General features: G+C 48.9%; 16 protein-coding genes and 1 pseudogene. 11 read left to right on the plus strand and 6 right to left on the minus strand.

Annotation, left to right across the window (positions count from 1 at the left end; translation table 11 throughout):
* Positions 1-644: transposase (locus tag AC2TDN_RS08110; RefSeq protein WP_484687588.1), on the plus strand; the 644-nt coding region annotated here is incomplete at its 5' end.
* A 260-nt stretch (positions 645-904) separates the two neighbouring features.
* On the opposite strand, the gene AC2TDN_RS08115 is transcribed toward AC2TDN_RS08110, so the two are convergent.
* Positions 905-1,039, minus strand: a complete 135-nt coding sequence (locus AC2TDN_RS08115; RefSeq protein WP_482066638.1) for a hypothetical protein — start codon at positions 1,037-1,039, stop codon at positions 905-907.
* A 151-nt stretch (positions 1,040-1,190) separates the two neighbouring features.
* On the minus strand, positions 1,191-2,621 hold the full coding sequence (gene pdxR / locus AC2TDN_RS08120; protein WP_484687589.1) for a MocR-like pyridoxine biosynthesis transcription factor PdxR: 1,431 nt from the start codon (positions 2,619-2,621) through the stop codon (positions 1,191-1,193).
* Positions 2,622-2,995: 374 nt separating this feature from the next.
* On the opposite strand from pdxR, the gene AC2TDN_RS08125 reads away from it, so the two are divergent.
* The 7 genes from AC2TDN_RS08125 to AC2TDN_RS08155 all read left to right on the plus strand — a co-directional run bounded on the left by AC2TDN_RS08125 (position 2,996) and on the right by AC2TDN_RS08155 (position 9,155).
* Positions 2,996-3,307 carry a Dabb family protein gene (locus AC2TDN_RS08125; RefSeq protein ID WP_484687590.1) on the plus strand — a complete coding sequence of 104 codons (312 nt, stop codon included), beginning with the start codon at positions 2,996-2,998 and terminating at the stop codon, positions 3,305-3,307.
* Positions 3,308-3,352: 45 nt separating this feature from the next.
* Positions 3,353-3,838, plus strand: coding sequence for a nickel-responsive transcriptional regulator NikR (gene nikR, locus AC2TDN_RS08130; protein ID WP_484687591.1), 486 nt, complete (start codon positions 3,353-3,355; stop codon positions 3,836-3,838).
* A gap of 360 nt (positions 3,839-4,198) precedes the next feature.
* Positions 4,199-5,746: an ABC transporter substrate-binding protein gene (locus AC2TDN_RS08135; protein ID WP_484687737.1), complete on the plus strand. Its 1,548-nt coding sequence runs from the start codon at positions 4,199-4,201 to the stop codon at positions 5,744-5,746.
* Between the two features lie 25 nt (positions 5,747-5,771).
* Positions 5,772-6,764: an ABC transporter permease gene (locus AC2TDN_RS08140; RefSeq protein ID WP_484687738.1), complete on the plus strand. Its 993-nt coding sequence runs from the start codon at positions 5,772-5,774 to the stop codon at positions 6,762-6,764.
* Entirely contained in the window at positions 6,761-7,618 is an 858-nt protein-coding gene (locus tag AC2TDN_RS08145) for an ABC transporter permease (protein WP_484687592.1), read from the plus strand. The genes AC2TDN_RS08140 and AC2TDN_RS08145 overlap by 4 nt, the downstream gene beginning before the upstream one ends.
* Positions 7,619-7,642: 24 nt before the next feature.
* Entirely contained in the window at positions 7,643-8,566 is a 924-nt protein-coding gene (locus tag AC2TDN_RS08150) for an oligopeptide/dipeptide ABC transporter ATP-binding protein (RefSeq protein ID WP_484687593.1), read from the plus strand.
* Positions 8,556-9,155: an ABC transporter ATP-binding protein gene (locus AC2TDN_RS08155; RefSeq protein ID WP_484687594.1), complete on the plus strand. Its 600-nt coding sequence runs from the start codon at positions 8,556-8,558 to the stop codon at positions 9,153-9,155. Before AC2TDN_RS08150 ends, AC2TDN_RS08155 begins: the two co-directional genes overlap by 11 nt.
* Positions 9,156-9,182: 27 nt before the next feature.
* Here AC2TDN_RS08155 and AC2TDN_RS08160 read toward each other — a convergent pair whose 3' ends face one another.
* A complete protein-coding gene (locus AC2TDN_RS08160; protein WP_484687739.1) occupies positions 9,183-10,025 on the minus strand; it encodes a helix-turn-helix transcriptional regulator in 843 nt (280 codons plus the stop codon).
* Between the two features lie 123 nt (positions 10,026-10,148).
* On the opposite strand from AC2TDN_RS08160, the gene fabF reads away from it, so the two are divergent.
* The 3 genes from fabF (at position 10,149) to AC2TDN_RS08175 (ending at position 13,575) form a co-directional block, all read left to right on the plus strand.
* Positions 10,149-11,390 (plus strand): beta-ketoacyl-ACP synthase II, encoded by a 1,242-nt coding sequence (gene fabF / locus AC2TDN_RS08165; protein ID WP_484687595.1) that lies wholly within the window; start codon positions 10,149-10,151, stop codon positions 11,388-11,390.
* A 183-nt stretch (positions 11,391-11,573) separates the two neighbouring features.
* Positions 11,574-12,653, plus strand: a complete 1,080-nt coding sequence (locus AC2TDN_RS08170; RefSeq protein ID WP_484687596.1) for an AI-2E family transporter — start codon at positions 11,574-11,576, stop codon at positions 12,651-12,653.
* Positions 12,654-12,747: 94 nt separating this feature from the next.
* Entirely contained in the window at positions 12,748-13,575 is an 828-nt protein-coding gene (locus AC2TDN_RS08175) for a uroporphyrinogen-III synthase (RefSeq protein ID WP_484687597.1), read from the plus strand.
* 154 nt (positions 13,576-13,729) lie between these two features.
* Here AC2TDN_RS08175 and AC2TDN_RS08180 read toward each other — a convergent pair.
* The 3 genes and pseudogenes from AC2TDN_RS08180 to AC2TDN_RS08190 form a co-directional block, all read right to left on the minus strand.
* Positions 13,730-14,656, minus strand: a pseudogene (locus tag AC2TDN_RS08180) (alpha/beta hydrolase family protein).
* The gene (locus AC2TDN_RS08185; RefSeq protein WP_484687598.1) at positions 14,584-15,153 is read right to left on the minus strand and encodes a hypothetical protein; all 570 of its coding nucleotides are present in this window, start codon (positions 15,151-15,153) and stop codon (positions 14,584-14,586) included. Before AC2TDN_RS08185 ends, AC2TDN_RS08180 begins: the two are co-directional and overlap by 73 nt.
* Before the next feature lie 496 nt (positions 15,154-15,649).
* Positions 15,650-16,534, minus strand: a complete 885-nt coding sequence (locus AC2TDN_RS08190) for a helix-turn-helix domain-containing protein (RefSeq protein WP_484687599.1) — start codon at positions 16,532-16,534, stop codon at positions 15,650-15,652.
* Between the last annotated feature and the right edge of the window lie 19 nt (positions 16,535-16,553).

The raw sequence follows: 16,553 nt of genomic DNA on the forward strand, positions 1-16,553 counted from the left end.
GCTTTTCAAATTCACTAGAGGCAATAGCCTTGGACTCTGGGTATATGACGCCTTATATTTGTAAACAAACACTTGGTGAAAACCTCCTCACGGTTATAGCGGATCGCGGCGCTTCAACAAAAGAAGGAACACTTCCCAAAAAACAATTTACGTATCATGATGAACGGGATATTTACATATGTCCGGCGGGTGAATCCTTAACCTATGCCACTACGAACCGGAACGGATATAGAGAGTACCGCTCGAATTCAGCCATATGTTGTGAATGTCCGTTGCAAGAAAAGTGTACAACGAACGCTAACAAACAACGGACCATTCAGCGGCATGTGTGGGAAGACTACAAGGAACAGGTGATTCGGAACCGCCAAAGCGAAAACGGAGGGGCTGTGTACCAATTGCGCTGTCAAACCATAGAGCGAAGCTTCGCGGATGCCAAAGTGCTCCACGGGCTTCGCCGTTGCCGGTTTCGGGGAAGAAACAACACACAGGAACAAGTGTTGATGACGGCTATTGCACAGAATCTAAAGAAGATTGCGAGGCATCTAGCCAAGCAATCTACGCCACTAAATCACGGAAAAAGTATGCTATTTGCTACCACAACCCGAATTTCCAGTTCTTGGGGTGGGTACCGGCTTGCTGCTTAAAACTATTTCTAAACAGTCTGATTTTCTCCCGTTAATTTTTCGTTTTTGACCCAAATTCGGTAATGGTGCTAAGAATAACGGGAGATTTTCCAGTTAAATGGTCTAACTACCTTCTCGTTGGAAAAATAGATGGAGTTTTTCCAGTTAGTTCTACCGAAGTAGTTAGCGGATACTGGCTACAATGTCTCCCGAAACGCCAAACGAGCCTAAGAAGCGATTCTGAAGGCTCGTTTGATCTCTAATGTATCTATAAAGCTTCCTTAATGAGATTCGTTCAGCTGGTTCAATATTTGATCCTGAATGAGGTCATCCTCTCTTACAATTTGCGCACCAGCCATCAGAATATAAATAATGCCGCCGAAGAACAATGCGCTCAAAATAATAATATAAGTCACGTCAGTCTCCTTTCGTTAAAACAAGGTAATTTTAATGTTAATTTCAAATTCAAGATAAATTTCAAGATAAATTTCAAGATTAATATCCAAAGTAATAATCAGATAAATTAAAGGATCATTCAAGAGTTTAATCAAGAGATTAATTTGAAGCTCAAAAGCACTCCAATGCTTCCGAGAATGCGACTATTCCGGGATATATTTCTTCGTATTTAGGCTTCGAATAGCAAAAACGGATATAGCCGGGCTCCGAGCCGTAAACACTTCCAGGCACAAATGCCACTCCTCGTTTGATCGCTTCTTCCAGTAGCTTCGCATCATCTATTTTTTGATTAATTTTGCACCATAAGTTCAGTCCGCCGAGCGGAGGGACAAAGCTTACCTTTCCTTGAAGCGTGTCCTTTAAAGTCTGTACCATGATCTTCTGCTTCTGAAATAGAGCTTGACGCAATTGCACAAAATGCTGGTCAAAATGCTCAGAGGCGAGCAGTCGTTCCGCCACCCATTGCGACAGGATGCTTAAGCCAAAATCCATTTGCTGCCTTGCATCGGTAAGACGTTCAATGACTGATTGGGGAGCTACCATCCAACCGATCCTAAGCCCAGAAGCGGCAATTTTGGAAAGTGAGCCGATGTAGAGCACGATTCCGTCCGTATCCAGCGATTTGAGCGGTGCAGGGACATTTCCGTCAAAGGCGGTCAAGCTGAAAGGATCATCCTCTACGACTGGAATGCGCAAATCTGCAGCAATCTTAAGCAGCCGTTTTCTTTTTGAATCGCTGAGGATGGTGCCGGTTGGATTTTGGTAGTTGGGATTTAAAAAAACCATCCGAATGCGATGCTGGCGATATAAGCTCGTAATATCATCCGGATCGATCCCATCCTCATGTACGGGCAGCCGGAAGATCCGCAAGCCAGCCGATTGGAACATCGGCAGCGAATAGCTGTAAGAAGGGTCCTCAATAGCAACGGCATCGCCCGGAGACAGCAAGCATTGCGTAATCAAATATAAAGACTGCTGCGAACCGGATGTAATCAGCATAGACGACTCCGTCGTATGAATGCCGTTGTAATGTTTGAGGGAGCTGACGAGCGATTTTCTTAATGGAAAAAAGCCCTGCGGATCATCGTAGCCAAGATGCTCCTGAAACGACTGCTCCCGCAAAATCCGATTAACCAACTCATTTGGAAATAAATCGGACGACAGCTCTCCGCTTGCCATATTAATGATCGACGAGTCGTTTTGCGTAGCCTCACGAACGCGGCGCATTAGCGGGAGATTAGGAAGGAAGGTGCCGCCCTCCGTATATTGCCGCCAATTTGGCGTATTCGTAGGCGAGATGCCCCATTTGGTCAGACTGACCCGTGTACCGCTGCCGACCGTGCTTTCCACTAATCCAGATGCCCGCAGTTCTTCATAGGCCTGAATGATAGTGCTGCGGTTAACGCCAAGCTGCTCCGCCAGCTTGCGTTCGGAGGGCAGGCTGCTGCCAGGCGGAAGCTCCGCATAAGAGATGGCGCGCTGGATATGATCGACAATTTGCTGGTATAAGGGGGTTTGTGCTGAACGATCTGGTTTCCACATGGTCTACCAACACCTTTTGCGAATAATGACATGTCTGATCCTACCATAACGGTAATGGATTGGCTTTAATATGTACAGATCCAATTGGAAGTATTATAGACCCTCCAATTTAATTTTAACAAACGGTAGATAAAGCTTATATGCGATGTCGTATATTTTGCTGCACTAATCGTATTTTTCGTCGTCGATACGAATAATTTGATCCACAATGAGCTCTGTAGAACGACGACTCGAATTGATCTGCCGATCCTTCCGCTTCGTCATAACTCGAGCTCGACATCGCGTTCCAGTTTGTTTTGATTATAACATCTTGGCAGTTGTCCGTGATATGATAGAGGAAATGGTCATCGCAATTGAGGGGAGAATAACGTAACATGTACGAGCATTTAGTATCGTTTAAGTTTAAAGAGGAGCTGTCCGTCAGTATGGAAAAAGAGCTGCTGGACGCTTTATACGCGCTGCCTTCAGAAATTCCGGGTATCGTGGAGCTGACAGCCGGCATTAACGAAACGACGGAAACGGGCAACATCCAAGGCTATACGCTCGGACTCCGTGTGACATTTGCTGATCAGGAGGCGCTTCATGCATACGGACCGCATCCTGCTCATCAAAGCTTTGTGAGCAAGCTGGATGGCCTCATCGATAATGTTATCGTGATCGACTACCCAATTTCGAATAAACAATAGCAGCATTGCGAATGTGCTAATAAATGATACAGGCAGGGTGAATATATGGCTGACAAAGAAGAATTGGTCCGGTTTGGCGTATCGTTCCCGGCTCAGCTAATTGAACAGTTTGATCGATTTGCGGATGAGCAAGGCTATTCGAATCGATCGGAGGCCATTCGCGATTTGGCAAGGCGGGCTTTGCTTGAGCCTGCCCGCATGGAAGGTCAAGAGCATGTTGCAGGTACGATTGTTCTCGTCTATGATCACCATGCGAGCGATCTACCAATCGTACTCATGGAGGTGCAGCACCGCTTCCATCATGACATCATCTCCAACATGCATGTTCATTTGAATCACGATCAATGCTTAGAGGTAATCGTTGTTAGAGGGGAGCTCTCCCGGCTTCGATCGTTGCATCAGCAAATTCAAGCACAGAAGGGCGTTACCTACGCTGAGCTTTCCGTTACTTACGCGGATAAGCATGAGCATGTCACGGCGCATAAGCATGACACGGCACACAAGCATGACATGGCGCATAAGCATACCTAGTATTAGCGCTGCAGAGAAATGGTCACCATATTTCGATCGCACACATACGCCGATTTCACTCTATAAGCACCTATGTGAGCTTACAGCACACAAATTCGAGCTGCTCCATAGCTGTAAGCGCAAATACGTGCTTACAGCTATTTTTCGATCGCACATATACATCGATTTCACTCTATAAGCACCTAACTGTGCGAATAGACCAGATAGAGCCATTTTATAAGCAAATACCGTGAAAAAGATAATGAAATGATGTGCATATCGTGTTACAATATCGCATAATTGTGTTACGAAAGTTGACATTTGAAAAGGGGAGCTACTTTGAAAAGATTTATTACAGGTATCATCTCTACCATTATCGTGATGATCGTTGTATCAGGCTGTGCCGGAGCAAAGCCGCAAGCAAGAGAAACAAACTCCGATGACCTCGTTGTTGCGATAGGCGCTGAGCCGGAAACGGGCTTTGACCCGACCAGGGGCTGGGGACGCTATGGCTCTCCGCTATTCCAAAGCACGCTGCTGAAGCGTGATGATGATCTGAAAATCGTAAATGATTTGGCAACTGGCTACGAGATTAGCGAGGATGGAAAGGTATGGACGGTCAAGCTGAGGGAGGATGTGTTGTTCTCCGATGGGAAGCCGCTCTCGGCCGAGGATGTGAAATTTACCTTTGACACAGCAGCAACCAACGGAGCAGCCATTGATCTGACGAATTTGGCATCCGTTGAGGCGGGGCAAAATGAGGTTTCTTTTCACCTGAAGAAGCCGCAATCGACCTTTGTTTATTTCCTCATTACGACCGGCATAGTTCCTAAGCATACCTATAGCAGCACCTATGCAGAAAATCCAGTCGGCTCAGGTCCATATAAGTTTGTACAATGGGATCGCGGGCAGCAGTTAATCGTACAAGCAAATGACAATTACTATGGGCGCAAGCCTTATTTTCAAAAGCTGATCTTCCTATTTCTAAATGAGGATGCGGCTTTTGCAGCTGCCAAGGCGGGCACGGTTGATATTTCGTATATTCCGTCAGCCTTCAGCAAGCAGCAGGTCGCAGGCATGCATCTGGAAGCGGTGAAGTCGGTTGATAACCGCGGCATCGCGTTCCCTTATGTGAAGGCAGGCGGCAAGACAGAGGATGGCTATCCGATCGGCAATGATGTAACGGCGGATATCGCAATCCGCAAGGCCATCAACTTGGTCATTAATCGTCAGCAATTGGTCGACGGCATTTTGGAAGGCTACGGCTCACCGGCCTATACGGCCAACGATGGACTTCCGTGGTGGAACGAGGAGTCTGTCTTCAAGGACAACGACGCGGAAGCTGCTGCGAAAATTTTAACGGACGGCGGATGGACGGACAGCGACAACGACGGCATCGTAGAAAAAGGGGCGCTGAAAGCGGAGTTTACGCTTCTTTATCCGTCAGGAGACGTAACGAGGCAGTCACTCGCGCTTGCTGCAGCTGAAATGGTTCAAGCAGCAGGCATTCGGATGAACGTCGAGGGCAAGAGCTGGGATGAAATCGAAAAGCTGATGAACGCAAACGCGATTCTGCTTGGCTGGGGCAGCCATGATCCGCTAGAAATGTACAACCTGTACAGCAGCTCCTTTGGCGGCGTCGATTATTACAATACAGGCTATTACAGCAATCCGTCCGTCGACAAATGGTTCGAGCAAGCGCTTGATGCCCGTACGGAAGAGGAATCACTTGCTTTTTGGAAAAAAGCGCAGTGGGACGGTCAAACGGGGCTAAGCGTCAAAGGCGATGCGCCTTGGGCATGGCTCGTGAATATCGACCATCTTTATTTGGTCAAGGATGGCCTGGATATCGGCAAGCAGCGCATACAGCCGCATGGCCACGGATGGCCGCTAACGGACAATATCGAGAGCTGGAGCAGGAAAAAGTAGCGGGCGGGAAGAGGGAATTGGGATGATGCAAGGGTTGGCCTTATTTTTAGGAAAAAAGATCATTCGCCTGTTCGCGCTGCTCGCCTCTGTCAGCATCATAGCTTTTGCGCTTGTCGCCATGTCGCCGATCGATCCGGTGCAGTCGTACATCGGAGCAGATGTGATGCGAGTCGGGGCGGAGCAAAGGCAGGAAATCGCCGCTTATTGGGGGCTTGACCGGCCGTTTGCAGAGCGTTTTTTGAAGTGGGCGTCGGCTTTGCTTCAAGGCGATTTGGGAACATCAATGATCTACCGCGAGCCTGTAACCAAAGTGATTGCCGAACGATTTATGCATTCCGCATTGCTTATGGCGTTCGCATGGATGCTGTCAGGCATTATAGGCTTCACAGCAGGCATTGCCGCCGCGTTAAAAAAAGATACCTGGGTCGACCGTCTTATCAAAAGCTATTGCTACACGCTCGCATCGACGCCCGCCTTCTGGGTCGGCTTGCTGCTTATGATGATTTTCGCCGTATGGCTGGGCTGGCTCCCGGTTGGGCTAGGAGTTCCCGCGGGCGTCTTGTCAGGCAGCGTCACGATTGGCGATTATGTGAAGCATATGATCTTGCCAGCGATTACGCTTAGCGTCGTGGGTATCGCGCCTATTGCGCTTCATACGAGGCAAAAGCTTATTGATGTCATGGACAGCGACTATATTTTGTTTGCTAGAGCAAGAGGCGAAAGGGGAATGGGCTTGCTGCTGCGGCACGGGCTGCGAAATATCGCCCTGCCCGCCATTACGCTTCAGTTCGCTTCATTTGGCGAATTGTTCGGAGGCGCCGTGCTTGCGGAGCAGGTATTCTCATATCCCGGGCTCGGACAAGCTACGGTTGAGGCGGGCCTCAGAGGCGACGTGCCGCTGCTGATGGGACTTGTTCTGTGCAGCACGCTGTTCGTTTTTACGGGGAATGCGCTAGCGGATTATTTCTATCGTGTGGTTGATCCTAGGCTTCGGCTTGGGAAGGAGGTGCGGGAATGAGACAGCTTGCATCAACAAAGAAGCAAAGAGATCGAAGCTGGAACGAGAGGCGGCGTACGCTCATCTCCGCAGCAGGAGCGGCGATTCTGCTTGCAGGCATCGGACTAGGCAGCTGGCTGCTAGGCTCGGCAGGACTTGCCGTGCAGCTGGAAAATCGGAATTTGGCGCCGTCGCTTGCCCATTTGTTCGGAACGGATTGGCTCGGAAGAGATATGCTCTCTCGCACCGTAAAGGGACTCGCTTTAAGCATACAGGTGGGACTGCTAGGTGCGGCCAGCAGCGTAGTCATTGCTGCGATCATGGGATTGATGGCGGCTACGCTTGGAAAAACGGCTGACCGAATCATTACATGGCTAATCGATGTTTTTCTGAGCGTTCCTCATCTCGTCATGCTAATCCTGATCGCCTTCGTATGCGGGGGCGGCTTGAAGGGGATTGCGATCGGCATCATGCTCACCCATTGGCCTAGCCTTGCTCGCATTATACGCGCGGAGGCGCTTCAGCTCATGTCGGCGGAATACGTGCTTGTGGCGAGAAGGCTTGGACGATCGCGCTATCATGTTGCAGCGCGCCATTTGGCGCCTCATTTGTTTCCGCAATTGCTGGTGGGGTTTCTTATTCTATTTCCCCATGCTGTGCTTCATGAAGCAGCGATAACGTTTCTTGGCCTTGGCATGTCGCCGCATCAACCGGCAATCGGAATCATTTTGTCAGAATCGATGCGTTATTTATCGACAGGCATGTGGTGGCTGGCCGTATTTCCAGGCTTAGGCCTGCTGGCAATGGTACGTGCGTTCGATAAGCTGGGCAACCATCTTAGGCAGCATGTTGATCCTCGGAATACGCATCTATAATAGCAGGGGAAGGGAGGAACCAATATGCCTCTTCTTGAAGTAAGCAAATTATCGATTTCATTCATTCAATATACAAAAGGCAGCGCGCTGCAAAAGGTTGCCGTCATGGAGGAGCTTGATTTTGCCATTAACGAAGGCGAGATCGTAGCGGTCGTTGGTGCGAGCGGATCGGGCAAAAGCCTGCTCGCCCACGCCATTATGGGCATTCTTCCGAAAAACGTCGCCATGACGGGAACCATTTCTTATGGCGGCGAGCTGCTCGACGAGGCTAAGCTGAAGCTTTACCGCGGGAAGGAAATCGCACTTGTTCCGCAGTCGGTCAGCTATTTAGATCCATTAATGCGAGTAGGCAAGCAGCTGCGGACGCAGGCTGACGGGGACGAGCAGCGCAGGGAGCGGCAAGGCTTATTCGAGCGGTTTCAACTCGGCCGACATGTGGAGAAGCTCTTTCCGTTCCAGCTCTCGGGCGGCATGGCGCGCAAGGTGCTCGTCTCGACGGCAGCGCTTGGAAGGACGCGGCTCATCATTGCAGATGAACCGACACCGGGTATGCATCCGGATGATGTAACGGAGGCGCTGGGAAGATTCAAGCAGCTGGCCGAGGGGGGCTGCGCGATCTTGTTCATTACGCATGATATTGAGGCAGCGCTTCGCATCGCGGATAAAGTAGCCGTGTTTTATGCGGGGACGGCCGTCGAGCTTGCACCCGCAGCTGATTTTCAAGGGAACGGCGAGCGGCTGCGGCATCCTTACAGCCAAGCATTATGGCGCGCGCTGCCGCAAAACGGGTTTGAACCGATTGCCGGCACGCAGCCTGCAAGAAGCTCGGATGTACAAGGCTGTCTCTTCGCTGCGCGCTGCAGCCAAGCTGTAGAATCATGCGGCGCGAGCAGACCGGAGCCTCGCGAGCTAAGAGGCGGAATGGTGAGGTGCGTACATGCAACTTGAAGGCAGAAATCTTGGATGGCGTTATCCGGGCGGTGATTGGCTGTTTCAGGATTTCAGCATCGCCATTGCCCCCGGCGAAGCGGTTGGCCTCATCGGCCCAAGCGGAAGCGGCAAAACCTCGCTTGGGCGTCTATTAGCAGGCTATGCAAAGCCTATGACTGGCGAAGTTAGCGTTCCAGGCCGAAGCAATCGTGAGAGCAGCTATGATCCGGTTCAAATGATTTTTCAGCATCCGGAACGCGCGGTTAACCCAAGGTGGCGAATGGCTAAGACGCTAACGGAGGGCTGGACGCCAGATGCCGAGCTTCTTGCAGCGCTAGGCATACAAGAGGAGTGGCTGCTCCGCTATCCGAATGAATTGTCGGGAGGCGAGCTGCAGCGCTGCTGCGTGGCGAGAGCGTTAGGTCCGGAGACCAAATTTCTAATCGCAGATGAAATGACGACGATGCTTGATGCCATCACGCAGGCACAAATCTGGCATACCGTAATGGATATCGTTCATGCCCGTCAGATCGGCCTGCTCGTTATAAGCCATGATCATGCCCTCGTAAATAAAATTTGCAGCCGCACGGTCCAATTTGGCTCATGAAAGATGATGGATGTCCACCATCCTTCATTAATCCTGCTTCTCCATAAGCCGGCGCAGCTTCGCTTCTGTCGAGGATTCAGGCGCCGGCGTATATACGCTGCACCTTAGATCCGTACTTCCCTGCACCTGAAAGGAAGTCAGGTGAAACAGCATTTTCCCTACCTTCGCATGGCGAAATTCCAGCAGCACATCGGGAGCAGAGCTAACCTGGCTTTGCTCCCAAAGATATTGAAACTCCGGATGGCTCCCCTTCATTTCTTCAATAAAACGCTCATACCAATCATCCTGCACATATTGGCCGTAGTAAGCACGAAAGATAGCAAGAAAACCGCCGACAAAATGCTCCCAATTGCCGGCAAGCCGCCGGAATTCCTTCCGAGTGAACAACAGCTGGATCATATTTCGCTGCTCGGCCGGAATTTGCTCGAAATCCATAAACACATGAGAGGCCGCTTGATTCCAGCCGACAATCTGGCAGCGGCGATCGGAAATAATCGTCGGACAGAAGCGCAGCTCCTGCAATATTCGCTTTAGAGAAGGCGTAATCTCCGACTGTTCTTCGTTCATTTGTATGGCGCCGTGGCCGGTCTCAAGGGCGAGGGCATATAAGTACTTTCGCTCATCGTCATTCATTTGCAGCGCTGCGGCGACGCAATCAAGAACGGAGGCAGATACTTTAATATCACGGCCCTGCTCAAGCCATGTATACCAGGTTGGACTGACGCCGGCAAGGGAAGCGACCTCTTCGCGCCTTAATCCTGGCGTTCTCCTCCGTGTTCCCGCAGGAAAACCGGCATCCTCCGGCCTGATTTTGGCTCGTTTGGACTTAAGGAAGGTAGACAGCGCTTGAAGTCTCGTTTCTCGATTAATCATAGAATCCATCCTATTTCATTATAGTAGTACTGATTATACTATAATAAACTGCAACTTGTAATAGGATAACAACTATGACAAACTACACTTCATCAAGGTATTCGTGAAGGGGGATTAACGATGGAACGGGTCGTTATTACAGGGATGGGCGTTATTTCGCCGCTCGGAAACGATGTAGAGCAGTTTTGGAATCGGTTGGTTAAAGGTGAGTCAGGCATTTCCACGATTGACACCTTCGACACATCTAGACATAAAGCTAAAATCGCAGGTCTAGTAAAAGATTTTGATGCCGATGAGCGGTTTGGCCGCAAGGAGGCACGCCGGATGGACCGCTTCAGTCAATTTGCAATTGCGGCTGCGGAGCAAGCGCTGGAGGATGCGGCGCTTTCGCTGGATCAGACCGACCGGGAGCGCGTTGGCGTCTATGTTGGTTCCGGCATCGGCGGCATTCAGACTTTGCTGGGTCAAGCCGAGGTATTGCATGAACGCGGGCCTGAGCGGGTTAGCCCGACGCTGGTCCCGATGATGATCGCCAATATGGCTGCTGCGATGATCAGCATCCGGTTCGGCACGCAGGGGCCGTCGATGGCGCCGGTTACCGCGTGCTCGATCGGGAATACGGCAATTGGCGAAGCATGGCGCCTTATTCGGTCGGGCAGCGCGGATGTCGTGATCGCAGGGGGCTCGGAGGCAGCCATTACGGACATATCGCTTGCCAGCTTCGGCAACGCAACCTCGATTTCGACGCGAAACGAGGAGCCAGCGCTTGCAAGCCGGCCATTTGATGCGGGACGTGACGGATTTGTTATGGCAGAGGGAGCGGGCATTCTAATCCTCGAATCTTTGTCGCATGCGTTAGCTAGAGGAGCACGCATTCATGCGGAGGTGATCGGTTATGGCGCCAGCTCGGATGCGTATCACATGGTGGCGACTCATCCGGATGGCATCGGCGCGTATCAGGCGATGAAGCATGCGCTGCGCGAGGCTGGCCTGCAGCCGGAGCAAATTGATCTAATCAGCGCTCATGCGACCAGCACCGAAATAGGCGACCGTTCGGAAACGGCGGCAATCAAGAAACTGTTCGGCGAGCTTGCGTACCGCATTCCGGTGACGGCGAACAAGTCGATGACAGGCCATATGCTGGGTGCGGCAGGCGGTGTGGAAGCTATTGCTCTGGTGAAAAGCATACAGGAGGGCATCATTCCTCCGACGATTAATCAAGAGGAAGAAGATCCGATCTGCGATCTCGATTATGTGCCGAACCAAGCGCGCGAGACGAATATTGAAATCGGCATGTCCAATTCCTTTGGCTTCGGCGGCCATAATGCGGTTATTATTTTGAAGAAATATACAGCTGGTTAGAAGATCGCAGCAGGGGGCGGAGGCTCATTGCTGCGATCTTTTTTTGTTCCATAAAGTTTAAATTGACGTTGATGCGGGTAAAAGAGAAGTAACCTATTTTTGGGGACACCGGCTGTCACAGGCTTTCTGTTTTCTGTGCCGCTTGGCTTATTATCTCATCTAAAAAGAGAAGAAGGTGAACGCATGGCCAAGCATAACCGTTTTATCAGATGGTGCTTATCGATCATTTTGGTGCTGATCATCATTTATTTGGGATCGAAGGTCGATTTTATTTTCAAGCCTATTCTGTCCCTATTCAGTATGATTATCGTACCCCTTATGCTTGCAGGATTTTTCTACTACTTGCTCCGTCCGCTCGTTAATATGATGGAGAAACGCAAGGTGAATCGTACCTTTGCCGTTTTGCTCATTTATTTGGCGTTTGCCGTCATTATGGTTGGCTTTAGCATCATCGTATGGCCTTCGTTACGAACACAATTGGTTAATTTGGTCGAAAATGCGCCTACGCTGTTCACATCGTTAAGCAAGCAAGTGGAGGAGCTGGAGCATAACGGTTTTTTATCGTCTTTTTTGCCGCAGGATTCGAATTTACTCACTAAGCTGACCGAGTATTTGAACAAAGGCTTTACGCTCCTTACGGATTATTTATCCGGACTGTTTGCCTTTTTCTCGAATTTTGCAATCGTGCTTATTACGTTTCCGATTCTGCTGTTTTATATGCTCAAGGAAGGCGGGAAGTTTGGAGATCAGATCGTCAGCTTCATACCGAAGCGCTTCCGCAGGGACGGGACAGAGGTTATGGATGAAATCGATCATATGCTCAGCAGCTTTATCGTCGGGCGTGTCATCGTAAATTTGGCGCTTGGCGTATTGATGTATGTGGGCTTTCTCATTATCGATTTGCCATATTCGCTTCTGCTTACCGTCGTGGCGGTCATTTTAAATTTTATTCCGTTTATCGGATCATTCCTCTCATCGGTGCCTATCGTCATTATCGGATTTATTGAAGCGCCGTCCATTGCCGTCTGGTCGATTGTGATCATTACGATCGCTCAGCAAATCCAAGACAATGTGGTTGCTCCATATGTTTTTGGCAAGCAGCTGGATATCCATCCAATGACGACAATTATATTGGTGCTCGTTGGCGGAGATATAGCGGGGATTTTAGGCATTCTGCTGATCATTCCGGTTTATATGATTTTGAAAATCGTATATGGCAGAGTATATGAGCTATTCTTTAAGGAACAATGGGAAAATGCTTAATATTATTTGTCGCAGGGGATGCGTGCTAATTCTTTCTCTGGTATAATGACGTCGACTTAGGCAAATTAACCGAAAGTACGGTGGCAGAAACAATATGAGCATAAACGCTTTGAATAATAAACGAATCGTCATAGCCGGATCTCGTAAAACGGATGAAATGAGCTTAATTGTTGAAAAACAAGGCGGCATTCCGATCATTCGCTCGCTCCAGGGATTAACGATGTTTGATGAGGACCTGCTTGCGGAGCCGCTGCGGAAATTCGCAGAGCAGGGCACCGACTGGTTGATTTTAACGACGGGGATGGGATCGGACAGCTTGATCGCCGCTGCTCATAAGCTGGATATTGGACAGGCTGTTCTGGACCGTATGTCTCAGGCGAAAATTGCAACGAGAGGCTACAAAACGTCTGCGTTTCTCAAGCGGTCAGGACTAAAGGCGATTGTCAGCGATGACGACGGGACGATGCAAGGACTCATGGACAACCTGTCGGCTCATGATTTTGAAGGGCAGCGCGTATGGATTCAGCTGCATGGCGAGCCAGCGCCGGAGCTCGTGCGTTTTCTGCAATCAAAAGGCGCGCTTCAAGTTGAGACCGTACTGCCGTATAAACATGTTCCGCCAGATCCGGCTGCATTAGAGACGCTTATGGCTGAGCTAGCCGAGGGATCGGTGGATACGATTTGCTTCACAACTGCGGTTCAGGTGCATTATTTGTTCAAATATGCCGCTGAAACGATTCGCACGGAATTTCTGTTGGATGCCTTTGAAGGGCGAATTGTTGCAGCTGCGGTCGGCAAAGTAACGGAGGAGGCGCTCAAAGGGTACGGGGTAAAGCGAATTGTTGTCCCGGAGCTGGAGAGAATGGGCGCTTTGATTATTGAAATTGGCCGTTATTACGAGAGTGTTGAAGACAATGAATAATACGCTTTAGAGACCATTTGGAAATAGAAGAGCGATCCTGTTTTCGACTTTTAGTCGAGTGCGGGATCGCTTTTTTTGCTTTAGTTGGTCATTTATGAAGCTTATTGCTGTACCTTTGATCGATTCAGCCACCGTTTCTTTCTTAATCAAAAGATTATTTGTTGTACTTGCTATTAATCGAAACCTCCGGAAACATGGAGTAAGCCTCCTCTAACAGCTCCACGGGTTTATTCTTCAAACGGTGCTCAAAGAAAGCCAATGAGGTTTGGTTAATTATGCTATGTGCTCGATTCACACTGATTGTTTTACCCCTCGTATACGGAAACATAAATGAAATAAGCGGCGAATACAGGGCAGCATCGCTAAACATGAAATGATGCGTTCCCGATATATTAATATCCAACCCCCCATTTTGTAAGATTAGTCTTTTTTTGGTTTCTGCATCTGAATCTATATAGCGAGATGATGTTCCACGATGATCGTTCATGTATAGAATAGGCTGCTGTAATCCGTCAGTCATATTCTTACTGCCGTAGGGATGCCCATCTAGAAATATGCCTGCTTGGAATCTGGTATCCATATGCAAAGTTTCTAGCATTGTTGCTCCCCCGAGCGAATGACCGGCCATTCCAACCCTTTCCAAATCAAACCTCCCCCAAAAATCGGATGAAGCATCCTCTTCTTGCATGAGTTGCATCTTATTCAGAACAAACACAGCATCAAGTGATTGCGTATGAACGATTGGACTTAAAGCTTGATTGATTTCGACAAAATTACCTTTCAAGCTCGTGATTCTTTAATCGAAAGTAACGACGTGCTCGTCAGATAACGGTGTTGTAAGAGCTGTGTATGGATGCTGGAGCCCTACGACAATATAACCGTTGCTGACCAAATGTTCAGTGAAATAAGAATAGGCGAAACGTGTAGCTGAAAGGCCATGGGAGAAAAAAATAATTGGATACTTTTGCTGTGAGGATGAGATCTCCGTCTGGTCATAGGCATGGGTTTTCACCAAATCGAAATGCTGGAACAACCAACCGGGTAGACGGAAGGCTTCTTGCAGCTTCCGAGTCGCTTGCACCCGTCTGGAAAATAGGGGGAAGGGACGATCCCATTCCGGGTTTGCTTGTCAGTTGGATACCAAACTTGTACGACAACTTGCCGAGTATTTTGTTCAGCCGCTAATTCTTCTTCCCTCGTATCGTCTCTCCAAACGTAAGAAACCGTGCCGATACCGAGAGAGCCGCTTGGTTCTCTTAATGAAAATACAGGAAATAAATAGGACAGAATGGCAGAAAGGATAATAAGTAAGAAACAGAGCAGGATGATTATATGGCTGACCCACGGATAAAGCGTCTTCTGGTAATTGGTGTATAGGACGTATTGAATTAGAAGGAAGAGCGGCAGGATCGTCCCCGATCCATAGGCAGGCACCATTTGCCACCGCCAGTTTTGAAAGACTAGATGCAGGATAATTAGAAATAAGCCTAATGAGGCTGCCCATACAGCTTTTTGCTTCAATAGAATCAGTGTAATTGTCGCCACATTGGCGAGCAAAATAAAGATCTCTAAGAACAACTTGGTTCACTACCTTCCATTAGGAACGATTATCGAACTGAGTATGAAGCTACAGTCCATCTTAGCATAAACGAAACATCATGATTAGTATTTATTGGTAAATTTTATTAGAAAATGGTGGATCATGGCATCAAATCTGGAGCAGGAAAAGCTCCTATCACAGATGCGATTTCGTGCGAAGCTGTGATTTCTAAATCAAGTTCCTTCCTTTGCCTTTCGCAAGGACGATTTTCTCACTTGGACAATTTCCGCGTTGTCCCCATGCACATACAATAATGGTGTATAGCCTAATCGGTGCTGGGAGGGGAGTAGCGCTGTGAGTAAGCGGACTTTAATGATCATATCGCTTGTCATTTACGTATTGCTTGCCATCTTATTTGTGATTTTATCTATTTTTAACTAAACACATAACAGAGCAAGGGCTGCCTCAGGAGTAGAATGATCTACGATAGGCAGCCCTTGCTCGTTTTCATTTCGGAAAGTAAATGGCTACTCTCTAAGCTTCACTTGGTTTAATTTGGTTTAACTTCGTTTTACGGTAGTCCTTCGGCACGACCCCTTTCGTCTCACGGAAGATACGGGAGAACGTTTTGTAAGAGCCGTAGCCGACTTCAAGCGCGATTTCGGCGACGCTCATGTCGGTCGAGACGAGCAGGCTGCAAGCATGGCGCAAGCGCAAATCATGCAGAAAGTGGACGAAGGTCTGACCTGTCGTCTGCTTTATGACCTCGCTTATACGCGATACGCTGAGCGAGAAGCGGCTCGCAAGATCGGAGAGGGCGATCTCATCCTGATAATGGCGATGGATATAATGAATAATCGGCCATACGGATGCGCTGGACCTCGAACCAAGCGTCAATACTTCAGCAGAAGGCGCGGCTTTTCGGCGATAGCGGTCGAAGCAGGCTAATATTTCCTTTAATCGCACCTGAAGCATCGTACGGCGCCAAGGCTCCTGCCCATTATATTCTTGATACATATCTTCGATTAAATGCTTCATTCGCTCATTATCAGCGCCGCTGAGCTGAATGAAGGGCGGCAGCATATTTTGAGCGATTAGGTCCATCAGGCCGGTTTCTTGACCAGGTTCCATCAACAAATCCATGCTGAACATGCAATTATACAGCACTAAGGTGCTGCCAGGCTCCGTAAACAGCTCATGCACCTGGTAGGGCAGCACGAATGTAAATGTGCCTGGCAGCATTTGATGCTTGGCATCATTGATTGATTCGGAGCCTCTCCCGTCGACGACATATGAAAATTCCAAAAAATCGTGACGATGCGGGCGGTAGCCATGATAAAGCCGGTTCAGGCTAATATGAAGAGGGGAGGATGTATTCATATTTGGATACGTTTTCAAATAATCAGGTATATAAGTCATGAAATAATGGATTCCTCCG

Source organism: Paenibacillus sp. Y660 (assembly GCF_057221575.1).